At 58.6% G+C, this 16,544-nt stretch carries 14 protein-coding genes and 1 pseudogene; 5 read left to right on the top strand and 10 right to left on the bottom strand.

Annotated features, from left to right (window positions below; genetic code table 11):
* Positions 1 to 48 precede the first annotated feature (48 nt).
* Together AB9L16_RS12185 and AB9L16_RS12180 are read left to right on the top strand one after the other, a co-directional pair.
* On the top strand, positions 49 to 798 hold the full coding sequence (locus AB9L16_RS12185; protein WP_041478776.1) for a molecular chaperone: 750 nt from the start codon (positions 49 to 51) through the stop codon (positions 796 to 798).
* Positions 799 to 995: 197 nt separating this feature from the next.
* Positions 996 to 3,455: a fimbria/pilus outer membrane usher protein gene (locus AB9L16_RS12180; RefSeq protein WP_375123655.1), complete on the top strand. Its 2,460-nt coding sequence runs from the start codon at positions 996 to 998 to the stop codon at positions 3,453 to 3,455.
* A gap of 121 nt (positions 3,456 to 3,576) precedes the next feature.
* Here the strand turns inward: AB9L16_RS12180 and AB9L16_RS12175 are convergent, their stop codons facing one another.
* The 9 genes and pseudogenes from AB9L16_RS12175 to AB9L16_RS12135 form a co-directional block, all read right to left on the bottom strand.
* Positions 3,577 to 4,482, bottom strand: a complete 906-nt coding sequence (locus AB9L16_RS12175; protein ID WP_016774575.1) for a LysR family transcriptional regulator — start codon at positions 4,480 to 4,482, stop codon at positions 3,577 to 3,579.
* Positions 4,483 to 4,569: 87 nt separating this feature from the next.
* Positions 4,570 to 5,106: a 2,4'-dihydroxyacetophenone dioxygenase family protein gene (locus AB9L16_RS12170; RefSeq protein ID WP_024012829.1), complete on the bottom strand. Its 537-nt coding sequence runs from the start codon at positions 5,104 to 5,106 to the stop codon at positions 4,570 to 4,572.
* A 108-nt stretch (positions 5,107 to 5,214) separates the two neighbouring features.
* Complete coding sequence (locus tag AB9L16_RS12165) at positions 5,215 to 6,360, bottom strand: glycerol dehydrogenase (protein WP_375123654.1); 1,146 nt, start codon at positions 6,358 to 6,360, stop codon at positions 5,215 to 5,217.
* A 24-nt stretch (positions 6,361 to 6,384) separates the two neighbouring features.
* Positions 6,385 to 7,155 carry an SDR family oxidoreductase gene (locus AB9L16_RS12160; RefSeq protein ID WP_375123653.1) on the bottom strand — a complete coding sequence of 257 codons (771 nt, stop codon included), beginning with the start codon at positions 7,153 to 7,155 and terminating at the stop codon, positions 6,385 to 6,387.
* Between the two features lie 33 nt (positions 7,156 to 7,188).
* Positions 7,189 to 7,892 (bottom strand): annotated as a pseudogene (locus tag AB9L16_RS12155) (ABC transporter ATP-binding protein).
* Complete coding sequence (locus tag AB9L16_RS12150; protein WP_236168954.1) at positions 7,885 to 9,666, bottom strand: ATP-binding cassette domain-containing protein; 1,782 nt, start codon at positions 9,664 to 9,666, stop codon at positions 7,885 to 7,887. The pseudogene AB9L16_RS12155 and the gene AB9L16_RS12150 overlap by 8 nt, the downstream one beginning before the upstream one ends.
* An 11-nt stretch (positions 9,667 to 9,677) precedes the next feature.
* Entirely contained in the window at positions 9,678 to 10,553 is an 876-nt protein-coding gene (locus AB9L16_RS12145; protein ID WP_024012825.1) for a branched-chain amino acid ABC transporter permease, read from the bottom strand.
* 76 nt (positions 10,554 to 10,629) lie between these two features.
* The gene (locus AB9L16_RS12140; protein WP_056785656.1) at positions 10,630 to 11,877 is read right to left on the bottom strand and encodes an ABC transporter substrate-binding protein; all 1,248 of its coding nucleotides are present in this window, start codon (positions 11,875 to 11,877) and stop codon (positions 10,630 to 10,632) included.
* A gap of 202 nt (positions 11,878 to 12,079) precedes the next feature.
* Positions 12,080 to 12,985, bottom strand: a complete 906-nt coding sequence (locus tag AB9L16_RS12135) for a LysR family transcriptional regulator (protein ID WP_256809917.1) — start codon at positions 12,983 to 12,985, stop codon at positions 12,080 to 12,082.
* Between the two features lie 118 nt (positions 12,986 to 13,103).
* Between AB9L16_RS12135 and AB9L16_RS12130 the strand changes: the two genes are divergently transcribed.
* Complete coding sequence (locus AB9L16_RS12130; protein WP_375123652.1) at positions 13,104 to 14,030, top strand: alpha/beta hydrolase; 927 nt, start codon at positions 13,104 to 13,106, stop codon at positions 14,028 to 14,030.
* A 94-nt stretch (positions 14,031 to 14,124) separates the two neighbouring features.
* The gene (locus tag AB9L16_RS12125) at positions 14,125 to 14,334 is read left to right on the top strand and encodes a hypothetical protein (RefSeq protein WP_056785649.1); all 210 of its coding nucleotides are present in this window, start codon (positions 14,125 to 14,127) and stop codon (positions 14,332 to 14,334) included.
* A gap of 1 nt (position 14,335) precedes the next feature.
* Here AB9L16_RS12125 and AB9L16_RS12120 read toward each other — a convergent pair whose 3' ends face one another.
* On the bottom strand, positions 14,336 to 15,310 hold the full coding sequence (locus AB9L16_RS12120; RefSeq protein WP_056785646.1) for an NAD-dependent epimerase: 975 nt from the start codon (positions 15,308 to 15,310) through the stop codon (positions 14,336 to 14,338).
* A gap of 685 nt (positions 15,311 to 15,995) precedes the next feature.
* Here AB9L16_RS12120 and rfaH point away from each other — a divergent pair.
* Positions 15,996 to 16,514, top strand: coding sequence for a transcription/translation regulatory transformer protein RfaH (rfaH, locus tag AB9L16_RS12115; RefSeq protein WP_150742041.1), 519 nt, complete (start codon positions 15,996 to 15,998; stop codon positions 16,512 to 16,514).
* The last annotated feature ends 30 nt before the right edge of the window (positions 16,515 to 16,544 follow it).

Raw genomic sequence — 16,544 nt, 5'->3', positions numbered from 1 at the left:
GGGGCCGCTGTGCCTCGTCCTTCCCGAACAGATTAATCGGTGAAATCTATGTTAAGTCGCTACTTTCCGCTTTGCCTGGGGCTTGCCGGGGTGTTGATGACGCACTCGGCATTCGCCAGCATCTCCTTGAGCTCCACCCGGATTATCTTCGATGGCGCGCACAAAGAGGCGAATGTCACCGTGCGCAACGGCGGACAAACCATTCTGGCGCAATCGTGGCTGGATGCCGGCGACACCGCTGGCAGCGCACCGCCTTTCGCAGTTACTCCACCACTGGCCAAACTTGAGCCCAATCAACAGCAATTACTGAGGATTCTTTATGAAGGCCGCGGCATGCCTGCGGACAAGGAGTCGGTGGTATGGCTGAACGTGCAGGAAATCCCCCAGGCCAGTGCTGCCGATGTCAACACGCTGCAATTGGCGGTACGTCAGCGTATCAAGGTCTTCTTCCGCCCGGACGGACTCACCGGTGATGCCGCAAAGGCACCGGAGCAACTTGCATGGCAATTGGTCACTCAGGCTGGCAAGTCGGTGCTGAAAGTAAAAAACCAAAGCAACTACCACGTGTCGCTGGCCGATCTGAAAGTCGTTGCAGGGAAAAAAGCGGAATTGGTAATTGATTCGACAATGATCGTTCCAGGGGAAGTTCGCTCATTCAATCTGAAAGATCTGCCAGCTGGTACTTCGCATTTGAGTTTTTCAGCAATTAACGATTACGGCGCACAACAACGATTCGATGCACCACTAAGCGTTGCCGAAAGCCATGCCGAGCGCGTGAAAGATGCCTCCGCCCAGTAAATCCCCCACCCCACCCTGCCAACTTACAAGCTATTCACAAGTTCCGGACTCCGGTTGAAGCAACACGGACTGATAAGGCAAATTGCATGTTTCCCTCCCAACACCACACATCTGAAAGTTGTGTTAAGCATCATGTTGCGCGCCAGAAAAACAAAGCGGCGTTGGGCTGCCTGCATCCATTGTGCTTTGCTATCAACATGGCCATTTGCGGCTTCGCCGTGGGCGCCGAAGCCCCGGCCGCAGTGGCGAGTGAATCTTTCAATACGCTGTTCCTTGAAGGTTCATCGGCGGTCGATCTGCAACCGTTGCTGAATGCCAACAGCGTCTTGCCAGGCCAATACCGCGTCGACGTGTTCAGCAATGGCACGCTGGTCGGGCGTCGCGATATCGATTTCGCGGCCAACCCGGTCAACGGCAAAGTCGAGCCACGCATCACTCTGGAACTGTTGCAGCAGCTGGGTGTGGACATGCGCAAACTTCGTGAGCAGGGTCTGGTTGACGAGCAACACCCTGCCGATCACTACGACCTGCCTGCAATGATCGAGCAAGCCAGTCTCAGCTTCGATGCCAACCGCCTGCGCCTCAATATCAGTGTGCCGCAGGTCGCCATGGCGCGTGGCATGCGCGGCTATGTAGATCCAGAGCTTTGGGACCAAGGTGTGGCCGCCGGTTTCATCAACTACCAGCTGAGCAGCACCCGCAGCAAAACCGATTACTCGACGCAAATTTCCAACAACCTCGGGCTTCGCAACGGCCTGAACCTGGGCGCCTGGCGGCTGCGCAACGAGTCCAACCTGAGCAGCTCCACCGGCCGGCCCAATCGGTTCGTCAGCAACCGCACCTTCATCCAGCGCGACCTCACGGTGATCAAGGGGCAACTGAGTGCGGGGGAAATCTTTTCCGATTCGGATCTGTTCGACAGCGTGCGCTATCAAGGCGTCAAGGTGGCCTCTGATGAGGGCATGCGCGCAGACAGCGAGCGCGGCTATGCGCCGATCATACGTGGCGTTGCTGAAACCAACGCCACGATCGAGGTCCGCCAGGATAACTACATTCTCTACACCACCAACGTGCCGCCGGGTCCGTTCGAGATCAGTGACATCTATCCATCGGGCTCCAACGGCGATCTGGAGATCACCATTGTTGAAGCAGATGGACGGCGCAAGGTCACCCGACAGGCATTCTCCGCCCTGCCGACGATGGTGCGTGAGGGGCAACTGAAATACAGCCTGTCGAGCGGCAAATTCAACAACAACAGCGAGGGCTATGACAAGCCCGCCTTCCTCAGCGGCACGTTCGCCTACGGCTTGACCAGCAACCTGACAGGCATTGCCGGCCTTCAGGCCAGCAATGGTTTCAAGGCGATTTCAGTCGGTGCGGCGAAGAACACCTCGATTGGCGCAATGTCCCTGGACGTGACGCAATCGTCCAGCAAGGCATTCGGCAAAACCACCCAAGGCAGCAGCATACGCGCGCTCTATGCAAAGACCTTCACCGGCACCGATACCAGCTTCACCCTCGCCGCTTATCGTTATTCGACCGAGGGTTATCGCACGCTGACCGACCATGTCCAGGACACCAGCTCCGGGGCCACCCGGCGCCTGGGTAATTCCAAAACCCGCACCGACCTCACGGTCAACCAGACTTTGGGCGAAGCACGCCAGTTCGGCTCGCTGTACCTGAACGCCAGTGACCAGCGCTATTGGGATCGCGGTGGCTCGCGGAGCTTTTCCGCCGGCTACAACAACAATTGGCGCGACCTGAACTACAACATCAGCCTGAGCAAAACCCAGGAGTTCGGCGCGCGCGGTGACACCAGCAACGACACACAACTGAGCGTCTCGATTTCGTTTCCGCTCGGTTCGACACCCCGCGCACCGCGCGCCTACATTTCCAGTAACCATCAGAACACCGGTACCAGCACCCAAGCCGGGATCAACGGTTATCTGACCGAGGACAGCGACACCTACTATTCCGTGCAGACCGGGCGCAGTGTCCAAGGCGATCGATCTGGCTCGCTGAGCCTGAGTACCCGCACATCGATGGGCGACCTGAGCTTTGGCTACAACCGAGGCAACGGTTATGAATCACAGAACCTGAGTGCCGCCGGATCGCTGGTGGCCCATGCAGGCGGCATCAATATGGGCCAGACCGTCGGTGAAACGTTCGGTCTGGTGGAAGTGCCCGGCATGTCGGGCGTCGAAGTCAGCAGCTATTCGGGTGTGAAAACCGGCCTGAACGGCTATGCGGTTCTGCCTAACGCGCAACCGTACCGCGTGAACTGGGTAACGCTGGACACGCGTAACCTGGGCGGTGAGATCGAGCTGGACAATGCCACCCAGCAACTGGTGCCAAGACGAGGTTCGATAGTTCTTGCACGCTTCGAAGGCAGCAAAGGCAGACGCGTCCAGTTTGAACTGTACGATGCCAACGGCCAGCCGATTCCATTCGGCGCGGTGCTGTTGGATAGCGACGGCAAACAACTGGCATTGTCAGATCCGACGGGTAAGGCCCTGGCGCTGGTGACCAAAGATCACGGTGTCATCACCATCAAGTGGCAGGGCAAAAGCTGCCCCGTGCCGTACAAGCTGCCGGAAAAGGTCGAAGGCTTGAACTATGAGCAATACCGGTTGGCCTGCTCTTCGAGCGCGAAGTAGACCGACCGCGAGCTTGTCACTCTACGCCCCCTCAACCAAAACTCAGCCCTGATGATTCAGGGCTTTTTAATGCGCAGTTTGAGCATCGCGTTGATCAATACGCTGCCCCCAGAGCTGAACGTCAGGAGACCTTCCACGGATGCTCACGCCACTTGTTCTGAAAAAACTCGATGAATACTCGTATCCGTGGACTCAAATGCTTGCGATCCGAATAAAGCAGGTAGATCGGCTCGACCACACCCGTTTTGAAATCCTCAAGCAACGGCACTAGCGTTCCCGCTTTTACATCAAGCCCGATATGAAAGTCCGCAAGCTTCACCACGCCAGCGCCTGACAGCGCCATGTCGCGCAACAGATCGCCTTGAGTAAACGACGCGCTGGCGGTCACCGGTACCGAGACGCCGTCTCCATCCTGCAAAAATGACCATTTGTTCCACGGGCTGACGAAGCTGAAATTGAAGCAACGATGATTCAGCAAATCTGCGGGTGTGGTTGGTGTGCCGTGTTCAGCCAGGTACTGCGGCGAGGCACAGATCAGCCATTCACATTCGCCGATGCGTCTGGCAATGCGTGATGAGCTGGGCAATACGCCGCTGTGGATGGCGATATCGAGCCCTTGCTCGAAGTGATCGACGAATTGCGCGCCGAGTTGGATCTCAACGTCCAGTGAGGGATACAAATCCAGAAATTCCGGTAGCCACGGCACGATCTGGTGTTTGGCGAAAGAGGTCATGGTGTGGATGCGCAGGGTGCCACTGACCCTGGAGGGCAACGCCTCGGCCAGCGAGTCCGCCTCGTTCATGGCTTCAACGACGGCTTTGGCGCTGCGCAGGTAAGCGGCGCCCTCCTCGGTCAGCGTCAGCACGCGTGAGCCGCGCTGGAACAGCCGGACCTGCAAGCGATCTTCCAGGCGGGTGATCAGTTTGCTGACCGCTGATGGCGTCAGGTGATGGGCGCGCGCGGCAGCAGAAAAACTTCCACATTCGGTAGACCATATAAAAGCGAGCAGCTGCGAATAATTGTCCATGGCCGGTCCTGGCGAAAAGCTTGAAGGCATGTTGTCTCAACGCTTATGAAAAAGCGCGCCGAAGCGCGCTTTTTCCTGGGGGCCGGGTCAGCGAATGAACTGTTCGATGTAGTCGTCCGGCAAACCCAGCGTCTTGTAATGCGCTCGGGCGGCTTCAAGCTTGGTGAACACATCTTCGTAACCCACGGCAACGCCCTGCGGATCGACGTAAGTGTAGCCACCCTGCACGTGGAACCAGGTGATCATTTCACTCACATCCTCGGGGACGAACAGGGTATGCGTTTCACCGGGCGGCTCATAGGCAAAAGACCCCTCCTCCGCGACCCAGTCATGCTCCAGGTAGTACCAGCGACCCTTGAGCACGATCGCATGCACGCCGCCGGTATGGCGGTGACGCGACAGCACGCCGGCCTGACGCACCCGCAACAGGTTGATGTAATAGCCGCCGCTGGTGTTGAGCAGCAATGGCTTGAAGGAGACAGATTTTGTTACCGGCACCCACAGCGCATCGTCTTCGAGCCACTGCGTCATGACGCCCGGATGCACCATGTCGGGCGTCATGAATGGAACTTGCGGCAACTGATACGCAATGGCGAGTTCATCAGGTTTAACAGGAGTATTCATAGTCAGGCCTCTCGGTTTTTTTGACGAATTCACAGCACTTGATTGCGCCAGGATTTCGCTTGAGGGAAAGGTTATGGCGTCGCTGTACGGGAGAAAACAGCTACTTGGTCACACCTGTTGTGACGCAGGATCACAGTGTCGGGGCGGGTTCGCGCAGACTCTGACCAGCCGTGAACCAAGGCTGTCAGCCGCCGCCAATCCTTCCACCAGGCGCTGGTAGTTCAAGGGCGGTTGCATGTTTCTGGCGTAAGCCACCGATAAGGTTGCGTCCACGAGAATATTGATCTGCGCCGTCGTCAACGGCGTGCGCTGACCCAGTTCAGCGAACGTCACGGGCAGCTTCACCGCGTGCAGCAGACGCGCGACCTGTTCAATCTCTTCGGCCGGTCGCGCCTCCACCGCCATCTGCACCAGCGTGCCGAACGCCACCAGTTCGCCATGCAGCATCGACGCCATCGCCGGTATCGCGGTCAGCCCCCGAACCAGGGCATGGGACAGTGACAAACCACCGCTCTCGAAACCGACACCGCTAATCAGCACGGTGCCTTCGACGACCCGCTCAACATCATCGGTGAGTTCATGACGACACACCGCCTGATAAGCCGGGACGCCGTACTGCATCAGCGTGTCGAAAACCAGGTTGGTGAGCATCAATGCCGTGTGCAGCGGCGGTGTGCCGAAAGAGTTGTGGCCGCCGGCGGCGTAGCACTGTCGGGCTTCGAATTTCTTGCTGATGGCATCGCCGATCCCGGCCGCGAAGAACCGTGCCGGCGCCTGAACGATGACCTCTGTATCGACAATCACCGCAGCGGGATTCATCTTCAGGAACTCCACGCCCACCACTTTGTGCTCTTCGTCGTAAAGCACGATCAGCCGACTCGTTGGCGCGTCACTTGAAGCGATCGTGGGGCAGACAATGATCGGTACGTCGAGATTGGCCGCCAGCCCCTTCGCCGTATCGATGGTCTTGCCACCGCCCAGCGCAATGATGGTGTCGGGGGCGTGCAGCAATGCCTGCTCGGATAACTGCGCAATCGCAGCGCGCGTGCACTCGCCGGGAAACTCGATGTGCAATGGCTCCAATCCCTGGTCCTGCAACGCGGCGCCAACCTGCGGCCATAGATGCCGGGCGACAAACTCATCGCAAAGCACCAGCGGCCGTGATCGACCCATGTCGCTCAGCACTCTGCCCAATTGTTGCAATGCATTCGGACCCTGCTCGTAGCGTCCGGGAAATCCCATTGTTTTAACCATGACAAACGTCCTCGCAAGAAGTCATCAGCGCATCAACCAGCCGCCCGCGACATCAACCACCTGGCCGGTAATGAAGTCGCTTTCACTCGACGTGAGAAAACACGCCGCCCTTGCCACCTCAAGCGGTGTGCCCAGCCTGCGCAGCGGTGTCTCGTCGACCACGGCTTGATTGGCCTGGGCTGATACGGTCTTGAGCAATGGCGTTTCGATTCGTCCCGGTGCCAGCGCATTGGCGGTGACACCGAACGGCCCGAGTTCGCCGGCCAGGTGGCGGGTAAAGCCGATGATTGCGGCTTTGGTCGCACTGTAGTGCGCTGCGACAATCGGCAAGAACGCGCTGCCCGCCACCGAAGACATATTGACGATGCGCCCGAACCGGCGCTCGACCATGCCGGGCGCGAGCACTCGCACCAGGTTGAAGGAGCCACTGAGGTTAATATCGACCACCCGCTGCCACTCCTCCGGCGCCATGGTCCAGATCGGCGCGGGTGCGCCGTGGTGTTTGGGCGAAATGCCGGCGTTGTTGATCAGGGTATCGATGGGGCCGAGCTCACCTTGCACGCGCTCGCATGCAGCAGCGCAGTCTTGAAAACTCGCGACATCAGCCTGCGCCCACGCGACCGCAAAACCGGCATCACGCAACGCCTCGGCCTGCTGTTGCACCTTGTCGGCATCAGCGTCGAGCAGCGCCACGGCTGCACCTTCTTCGCAATACAACCGCGCGATCGCCGCACCGATGCCGCCACCGGCACCGGTGACCAATACGGTGCGCCCGGCGTGTCTGGAATGAGTCATGAGCTGTTCTCACTTGCAGATGAATGGACTGGGTCAGAGCCCCAGATAAGCACGCTTGACGTGCGGGTTTTCCAGCAGTTCCTGGCCGGTGCCGCTGAGCACCACTTCGCCGTTCTCCAGCACGTAACCTCGATGAGCAATGCGCAGCGTATGAACGATGTTCTGCTCGACGATCAACACGGTGGTGCCCAGCTGGAGAATCCTGTTGATGATCTCGAAGACCTGCGACACCAGCAGCGGTGACAGGCCCAGCGACGGCTCATCAAACATCAACAATTTCGGCTCGGCCATCAGGCCCCGGGCGATGGCAACCATTTGTTGTTCGCCGCCCGACAGTGTCCCGGCGTTCTGATCAGACGTTCGCGCACCCTCGGAAACAGATCGAGAATATTGTCCAGACGCTGCCTGTAGCCCGCTCGTGCACTGCGTTTGTAGGCTCCCATCAAGAGGTTGTCGCGCACGCTGATGAAGGGAAACAACTGGCGCCCCTCCGGTATCAGCGTCAGGCCCGCGTCGACAATCTGATCGGGGCGATTGCCATCGATGCGCTGGCCTTCGAATTCGATCGTGCCTTGGGACGGTGTGACGATGCCGCACAAGCTGCGCAGGGTCGTGGTTTTGCCGGCGCCGTTGGCGCCGACGATAGTCACCACCTCACCGGCATTGACCTCGAACGACACGCCACGAAGGATCTCCGTACCGCCATAGCCGCTGTGGACGTTGTCGAGTTTAAGCATGGCTGTACTCCTTACCGAGGTAGGCTTCGATAACCTGAGGATCGTTGATCACATCGTGAGGCGCGCCCTGCATCAGCAGCGTGCCGGAACTGATCACGACGATGCGGTCAGAAAGGCTCATGGTGGCTTGCATCAGGTGCTCGATCATCAACACGCTGACGCCCGAATCACGCACCCGGCGAATCACTGCGATGGCCTTGGCAACATCCGTCGGGTTGAGGCCGGCCATGACTTCGTCGAGTAACAGGATGCGCGGGCGGGTCGCCAGAGCGCGGGCCATTTCCAGGCGCTTCATGCCGCCGACCGTCAAGTTGCGCGCCCGGGTGTCGAGCAGCGCGGTGAGTTCGGTCAGCTCGGCGACTTGCTCGGCGATCGCCCTGGCCTCCTTCGCGTCAGCGGTGTGCATGAATGCACCGAGCATGATGTTCTCGCAGACACTCAAATCAGCGAATGGCTGGACGATCTGAAAGGTCCGGCCAATGCCTGCCCGGGCGAACTCGGCCGGGCTGTTCGGGGTGACCCAGTCGCCATTGAGCAGGCGCACTTTCACTTGGCCTTTGGATGGCAGAAGAAACCCGGAGAGCTGGTTGAACACCGTAGTTTTGCCGGCGCCGTTCGGGCCGATCACACCCACGATTTCGCCTTCGGCCAAGCTCAGCGAAACATCGTTGGTGGCGTGCAGTCCGCCAAAGAACTTGTGCAGGTTTTCTGCGACCAGAACCGGCTCACCGTGCGTGGCCGAGTGGGCTTGCGCCAAGGTCGGCCCGATCGGTGCTTTTGTATTTGCCATCGAACGACGGCCGCCGGGCAATGAGTCGATCCAGGCAAATATCCGAGCCCCAAAACGCCCCACCACGCCTTGCGGAATAGTCAGCACCACCGCGACCAGCACGATGCCATAGACCAGACCGTGCACCCCGCTGCCCAGATCGCCAAGCCAGCCGCGTGCCAGTTCAGCCAGCGGCAGCACCAGCAAAGTGCCGATCAGCGGTCCCGATACCGTGCCGAGTCCACCAATCAACGCGAACATGGCGATCTGAATCGACATCTCGAGAGAAAACATCGAGCCGGGTTCGATGAAGGTCAGGTACATCGCATGAAAGCTGCCGACCAGGCTGGTGATAAATGCGGACAACACCACGGCGATCAGCTTGACCTTGACCGAGTTCACGCCCACCGCATGGGCGGCGTCTTCACGCTCACGCACGGCGATCAGGTAATAACCCAGTCGGGAATTCTTGATCTTCCACGACACTGCCAATGTGATGAGCAGAAAGGCGAAGGCAATCAGCAGGTATGGCCAGCGCGGGCGGAACAACATCCACTCGAAACCGAGCTTCAGCGGTACGCCCAGCCCTGCCGCACCACCGGTCACGTCATGCTGATTGATCGCCACCAGACGCACGACCTCCAGCACCGCAATGGTCGCCAAGGCAAAAAACGGCCCGCGCAATCTGAAGCACGGCCAACTGATCAGCACCGCGACAATCGACGACAGGATTGCACCAGCGAACATGCCGATCCATGGACTGATGCCCAGTTTCATCATCAGCAGCGTCGTCGTGTAAGCGCCCACCCCGTAGAACACGGCATGCCCCAACGACAGCTGGCCGGCAAACCCGCCGACGATGTTCCAGGCACTGGCCAGTGCCGCATAACTGCATATGAGGATGAACAGGTGATAAACGAACGGCGAGCCAACGCTCAATGGAATGATCAGTAACAGCGCCAGGGCCAGTGCACTGACATAGACACGCGGGTGCAAAATATTCATGAACATCTTCCTCACTCAGACCCGCGACCGGCGCCGAAAAGACCTGTCGGACGAAACACCAGGATGCCCAGGAAAATCGTGAAGTAGACGACCTCCTTGAGGTCCGGCGCGATGTAGTAGCCGGCGAGACTGTCGACGATGCCGATCAGCATTGAACCGATCAGTGCGCCGGACAGGCTACCCAGGCCGCCCAGCACCACAATCACAAACGCCGTCAGCACGAAGAAAGTGCCAACGGTTGGAAAGACCGGATATTGCGGGGCGATCAGTCCCGAGGCGACGCCCAGGCAGGCGCAACCCAGGCCGAAGGCAAACACATAGATGTTCTTGACGTTGACACCCATCAGTTGCGCCGCGTTGCGATGCTGTGCAGTAGCGCGGACAGCCCGGCCGAGAAACGTGTTCTGCAAAAACCAGTGCAGCCCCGCGACCAGTGCGAGCGACGCGACAAAAGTGATCAACTGACCGCTGCTGACGCGAAAGGCGCCAAAGCTGACGGTTGTGGTACCGACGCTGATGTTCTTCACCGTCATGACGTCGGCACCGAAGATCAGCAACGCGCCGTTCATCAGGGCAATCGAGACGCCCACGGTGGCGAAAATCTGGATATGTCCCTCAGCGCCAAGCAACGGCTGAATGATGAAACGCTGCATTGCCGCACCAGCGGCAAACAACAGGATCGTCGCAGGAATGATCGCCATATACGGGTGGATGCCGAAGTGCGAATTCAGCAAATACACGGCATATAGGCCGATCATCAGAAACTCGCCATGGGCGAAGTTGACCACTCGCACGATGCCGAAAATCAGAGTCAGGCCGATGCTGATGATGGCCAACGTGCCACCGAGCAATAAGCCGTTCAACAGGAGCTGGATGAAAATTTCCACGGTTGGCGCCCTCTTTGCGAGCGAACGAACCCGTGAAGCTCAATGATCAAGCTTCAGCAGATTGCGGGTTCAGGTATCAGGGTTGGTCGGAAAAACGCGCTTGGGCAACGGCGGCTGCCTGGGGGTAAACGGTTTTCAGCAGTCCGTTCTGCCACTGCATGATTGCCGTATTGGCGCGCTGGTTCTGGCCGTTCTTGCCAAACCTGGCACCGATGCCGGCAGCCGTGCCACCGAGAGGAATATCGATGGTTGCCACCGAGGCACGGATCGCATCGGCGTCCAGCGAAGTACTGTTTTCCATGGCATCGAGGAATATCTTCGCCCCGACATAGTTGATCAGGCTGTGGCCCGAGCGCGGTTCGCTGCCGTAGCGATCCTTGTATGCCTTGGCGAACGCCCCGATACCGGGAGCGCCGTTTTCATTGGTCTGGAACTGTGGGAAATCGACATCGAGCACGCCTTCCATATTGGCTGCGCCGACGACCTTGACCGTGTCCTGCATGGAATAGCCGCCGCCGGCGCCGATAACGGCTTTGGGCCTGAAACCGGCTTCGCGGATCTGGCGGAAAAACAGCGTCGTGTCGTTCTGATAACTGGTCTGCAATACCACATCCGCCTGGGCGCCTTTCAAACGCAGGATCAGCGATGAGAGATCGACCGCTTTGGCCGAATACGGTAGTACCTCGACCACGTTCAGACCTTGCTCCTGAGCGATTTTTTTCTGAAACCCGGCGATGGTCGTACCGTACAGCGCATCCTCGTGGATGATCGCGACCTTCAATTGTTTCGGATCGACCTTGAGCGATGGGCTGACAATCTCCGTGATGGCGGTGATGGTGCCTTCGGCAAAATTCCTGGCGGTCGGGTTGCTGCGCATCACGTAGCTCAGATCACGCTCAGTGATGTGGTCGGACACCGCACCCAATTCGAAAAAGGGCACCCCCGCCATCTCCGTCACCTGCGTGGCCGCAAATGACAGCGCCGAGGAATAGCTGCCAAATACAGCAGTGACGTTCTCAACAGAGGTGAGCCGGCGCGCGGCACCGACCGCTTGTCCCGCATCGACTGCGTCGGCCTTGAGCAATTTGATCGGCTCGCCCTTCAAACCGCCCGAGGCATTTCGTTCGGCGACGGCCAGTTCGAGGCCACGGAAGCTCTCGTCGCCCAGTAACGCCAGGGATCCACTCAGGGGATAAAGCGCACCGATCCTGATGTCCGCGAGCGCGGCAACCGGAGTGGACAGGCAAAGCAGGATGCCGGCAGCTTTCAGCCAGCTTTTCGCGGTAGCCGCCACGGCCACGGCTTCCTCTTGAGCGAGTCTCATTGGATTCATCTCCCGCAGATATTGTTTTTATTGTTCCTTCAAATGATCCGTGCCGAGCACAGACATCATCGGATTACAGTGGCGATGACACGCAAGTTTCTGCGCCACTGTTTGCAAGAGTACGGCTCGCCAAGATTGGCTGGATATAGCTGAAAAAGCACACCTGCTGTGAATTTGCGGCACAGCTCCTATGGCGGGCTGATCAGTCCCAAGGCGCCGGCGACCACGCTTCCACCAGCCTGTCGATGAACAGCCGAATCTTCGGCGACAGGTGCCGCTTGCTCGGGTAAATCACCCGGATCGGCTCGGCAGCCTCGGCGTAATCTGCGAGCAACTGCACGAGCTTGCCACTGCGCAAGTCATCGTTGACCACATAGGATGGCAACGTCGCGATACCGAGGCCTGCGGCAGTCGCCTGATGCAAGGCCTCAGCGCTGTCCATCTGCAGCCGCCCGGCATGAATGACCGACACAGGCTGACCATTGACGCGAAAATTCCACGGCAGCAATCGGCCGCCGCTGACGAAGTGCAGGCACGCATGCCCGGCGAGATCTTCGGGTGTCTGCGGTGCCGGATGTTCTTTCAGATAATCGGGCGAGGCACAGGTGATCATTTGCTGGTAAGCCACCGTGCGCGTGAGTAGTCCGGAGTCTTCCTTGGGCGGACCGATGCGAATCGCCAGATCGAAACCCTCGTCGATCAGGTCGACCAGCCGATCGGAAAACGTCGCGTCGATGGCGAGCGACGGCCAGTCTCTCAGGCAGCGCTCGATGTGCTGCACAACGTGCAGCCGGCCCAGTGCTACCGGCAGGCTCATGCGCAAGCGGCCGCTGGGCGTCGAACGGCGGAACGCCAAAGCTTCTTCGACCTCGTCCAGATCCTGCAGGATGCCCACGCATCGCTCATACAGCACCCGACCATCGTCGGTCAGGCTCAGGCTGCGGGTGGTGCGGTTGAGCAGACGGACCTGCAGACGCGATTCGAGCCGCACGATCGATTTACCGACGGCCGAGCGAGTCAGCCCGAGTTGCCTGGCCGCCGCCGTAAAACTTCCGGCATCCACCGAGGCGACGAAGGCGGCGATGTCGTTCAGGTTATGCAGTTCCATGTGGCCTCCGGATTTGGCATTCAAGCGGCTTGGCACCGGTTATGGGGAACCCTATTCCCCAATCATGAGCATAACATCTCGATTAGTTAATCCATCACCAACGCCTGATTGAGGTCATATGAACACTGAAGTAAAAGCAGCCGTGCAAACCTGGGCCAACAGCCTCAGCGATCTGGTACCCGTGCTCAAGGGCACCGATACCACCACAAAGATGAGCGACATCCGCGATGCCTACGCAAAAATGCTCGGGCAGAATCAGCCGCCGGCTGGCGTGAGGTTTGAAACAGTCGACATGGGCGGCGTGCCCGCTACGCTGGTGACTCCGGATGAGCTCAAGACCGACGCGGTGCTGATGTACATCCACGGTGGCGCCTACATCGTCGGTCGACCTGACGGCTACCACGGCATCGGCGGCAACTACGCAAAAATGCTTGGCGCGCGGGTGTACATGCCGGATTACCGCCTCGCACCCGAGCATCAGTTCCCCACCCCTATCAATGACACTTTGCGCGCCTATGAGTGGTTGCTTGAGCAGAGCATCGTCGCCAGCAAGATTGCCTTCGCAGGCGAGTCGGCGGGTGGCGCGATGGTGGTCAGCGTGATGGTCGCGGCAAAATCCAAAGGTTTGCCATTGCCTGCGGTGGGCTCGTCAATTTCGCCATGGGCCAACCTCGAACACACCGGCGCCTCCATGAGCAATCGTGAAGGCCTTGATCCGCTGAACTCCAAGCCCGTGCTGGACATCCTCGCGCGAGCCTTTCTCGGCGACACCTTGGCCAACCATCCGCTGGCGTCGCCGGTGTTCGCCGACGTCACCGGACTGCCACCGATTCTGGTGCAGATCGGCGAAAACGAACTGATGCTCAGTGACGCGATGCGTCTGGCCAATCACCTGGCGGACAACCGCGTCCGGGTCAATCTTGAAGTGTGGCCCGGCATGTTTCACGCCTGGCATTTCTACGCGGGCATATTGGCCGAGGGGCAGCAGGCGCTGGAGAGTTCGGTGCGGTTTATCGAGGCGGGATTGACTGAGGCTAATCGCTGACCAAACTGCGTCCGCTGCTGATCGGGGACACTTGTCGCTGTATTGCTCGGCGCCTTGGCGGTATGGTGATTTGCCGACCGCCGAGGAACCCTGAATGCCGAAAAAACCACCAGCCCCTGACAGCACCGCCAGCGCAGCCGACATCGAACGCGCCATTCTGGCCTTGAACAAAATGGCCGAACGCCTGTGGGGTGACGGTCGTGAGGCCGAGGCCAAGGCGCTGCTCGATGCACTGGATGCGCTGAATCGCGCCCTCGACCGGATCCGCATCGGGGAAAGTCGCAGGGCCGTCACCCTGCACTGAATCAGACCTGATAGAACTCGCGATACCACTGCACGAACGCTTGCACGCCCTGCTCGATCGGCACCTGCGGGCTGAAGTCGATGCAGCGTGCCAGCGCCGACACGTCGGCCCAGGTCTTCAATACATCGCCCTCCTGCATCGGTAGATAACGGCGCTGGGCCTTCATGCCCAATGCCTGCTCCAGGCATTCGACGAAGATCAATAGCGCTACTGGACTGCCGCGACCGATATTGAACAGCCGGTTAGTACCACGCTCGGCGCTGAGTGCGGGCGGTTTGTCGAGCAGTCGGAAAATCCCTTCGACGATGTCATCGATGTAGGTGAAATCCCGCGCCATTTCGCCTTGGTTGTAAAGGTCGATGGCGCGCCCCTGCAGCATCGCTTCGGTGAACTTGAACAGCGCCATGTCCGGTCGACCCCAGGGACCGTAGACGGTAAAAAAACGCAGGCCGGTGGCTTGCAAGCCGTAGAGATGGCAGTAACTGTGCGCGAGCAATTCGTTGGCACGCTTGGTCGCGGCGTACAACGAAACCGGTTGGTCGACCGGGTCGTCTTCTGCAAACGGCATCTTGGTATTGGCGCCATACACCGAGCTGCTCGATGCGTAGATAAAGTGCTCCGGCGGATGACGACGGCATGCCTGCAGAACGTTGAGAAACCCGACCAGATTCGATTGCGCATAGGCATCGGGATTGTCCAGCGAGTAGCGCACCCCGGCCTGGGCGGCCAAGTGAATGACCTGTTTGAAGTGGCCGTGCTGTAACAGCGCGTTCAACGCCGCCTGATCAACAATGTCCAGCCGATGGAAAGTGAAATTGGCCAGCGTCTGCAATCTGTGCAAACGCGCCTGTTTGAGTTTGACGTCGTAATAAGGATTGAGATTGTCGATACCCACAACCTCGAGGCCCTCGCGACACAAACGCATGACCGTGTGATAACCGATAAAACCTGCGGCACCTGTTACCAGAACACTCATGATTACCTCGGCTCACCGGTTGGACTTTAAGGAGATACACAGCACCGAACATTTACCGGCCAACAACGGCAACTATTGATAGACGACGCTAGTTACCCTGGCCAGCAGCATCCGACGCGAGGTATTTAAAAGCCGAACTGCCGATGAATCGAAAGATGTAAGATTGAAACTAATTTGCTATCACGGACGCCATCTAACACCCGCGACTTCAATAACTTCGAAAAGTTTAAAAAATCCGACGAATAAATTTCACCATTCACAAACAATGACTTACGGAACACGGCCATTATCAGCGGATGAAAGGCAGTCTTTTTGACTGTTATTAATTGACAGCTTGCAAAGACTGGTCGATAACTTAGCACTGCCCGAAGAGCTCGCGCCGCCGCGCACTTTTCTGCTCTCCGGCTACTTATGTAATTGGATCCTGAAGGTCGCAACTGCGAACCGTGCGGTAGCTTTGCCTGAATGAAAGCGCGCCGATTCGTTATAGCCAAGACGGCCACGGATATAACAATAACCAACCAAGTTGATTCATTTTTGAAACACTTCTTCTGCCAATAAACATTGATGCATCTGGCTCGGCACTTTGCCTTGATCAGCCTACTACCTACTAGCAAGCTTGGCGGCTAGTCCCACGTTATCGGCCGCCCTGCTTACACGATCGCTATGTATGGAGTACTCCAGCATGCTAACGGTTTGCCGCAACGGCTCTAACTGGTATTTATTGCAGTGCAAGCCCCGCCAGGATGAACGGGCACAACTCAATCTGCAGCAACAGAACTATTCGACCTTTCGGCCGCAGCTGATGAGCGAGCGAAGTATTCGTGGCAAACGCCAACGAACACTGGAATCGCTGTTCCCCGGCTACGTATTCATTGAACTGAGCCGCGACGACAACTGGGCACCGATTCGCTCGACCCGTGGTGTCAGCCGCATCGTCGAATTCAACCATGTCCCCGCCCGGGTCGACGAGGACGTGATTGCGCAACTGCGCGAGCGCAGTCAGGAGTCGATCGGCTTTCCTGCGGAACCGACACTCAAACCCGGCGAACCTCTGCAAATCGTCCAGGGTCCACTGTCCCCGCTCGAAGGCGTGTTCCTGTCCATGCAGGGCGATGAGCGAGTAATGATCCTGCTCAATTTCCTCAACCGCCAACAGCACGTCAGCGTCCCGCTGAGTTACCTCGAACGCCAGCGACAATAGTCCGGATCCGCTTCGCCCTGACCCCGACCC

It is taken from the genome of Pseudomonas sp. LW8 (genome assembly GCF_041956865.1).
Classification (GTDB): Bacteria; Pseudomonadota; Gammaproteobacteria; order Pseudomonadales; family Pseudomonadaceae; genus Aquipseudomonas; species Aquipseudomonas siliginis.
The sequence above is the reverse complement of the archived record's forward strand: the minus strand, read 5'-3'. Positions and strand labels throughout refer to the sequence as shown.

Coding starts and splice junctions, on each gene's coding strand:
- AB9L16_RS12185 (WP_041478776.1), top strand. CDS start 49: ATGTTAAGTCGCTACTTTCCGCTTTGCCTGGGGCTTGCCGGGGTGTTG.
- AB9L16_RS12180 (WP_375123655.1), top strand. CDS start 996: ATGGCCATTTGCGGCTTCGCCGTGGGCGCCGAAGCCCCGGCCGCAGTG.
- AB9L16_RS12175 (WP_016774575.1), bottom strand. CDS start 4,482: ATGGACAATTATTCGCAGCTGCTCGCTTTTATATGGTCTACCGAATGT.
- AB9L16_RS12170 (WP_024012829.1), bottom strand. CDS start 5,106: ATGAATACTCCTGTTAAACCTGATGAACTCGCCATTGCGTATCAGTTG.
- AB9L16_RS12165 (WP_375123654.1), bottom strand. CDS start 6,360: ATGGTTAAAACAATGGGATTTCCCGGACGCTACGAGCAGGGTCCGAAT.
- AB9L16_RS12160 (WP_375123653.1), bottom strand. CDS start 7,155: ATGACTCATTCCAGACACGCCGGGCGCACCGTATTGGTCACCGGTGCC.
- AB9L16_RS12150 (WP_236168954.1), bottom strand. CDS start 9,666: ATGAATATTTTGCACCCGCGTGTCTATGTCAGTGCACTGGCCCTGGCG.
- AB9L16_RS12140 (WP_056785656.1), bottom strand. CDS start 11,877: ATGAGACTCGCTCAAGAGGAAGCCGTGGCCGTGGCGGCTACCGCGAAA.
- AB9L16_RS12135 (WP_256809917.1), bottom strand. CDS start 12,985: ATGGAACTGCATAACCTGAACGACATCGCCGCCTTCGTCGCCTCGGTG.
- AB9L16_RS12130 (WP_375123652.1), top strand. CDS start 13,104: ATGAACACTGAAGTAAAAGCAGCCGTGCAAACCTGGGCCAACAGCCTC.
- AB9L16_RS12125 (WP_056785649.1), top strand. CDS start 14,125: ATGCCGAAAAAACCACCAGCCCCTGACAGCACCGCCAGCGCAGCCGAC.
- AB9L16_RS12120 (WP_056785646.1), bottom strand. CDS start 15,310: ATGAGTGTTCTGGTAACAGGTGCCGCAGGTTTTATCGGTTATCACACG.
- rfaH (WP_150742041.1), top strand. CDS start 15,996: ATGCTAACGGTTTGCCGCAACGGCTCTAACTGGTATTTATTGCAGTGC.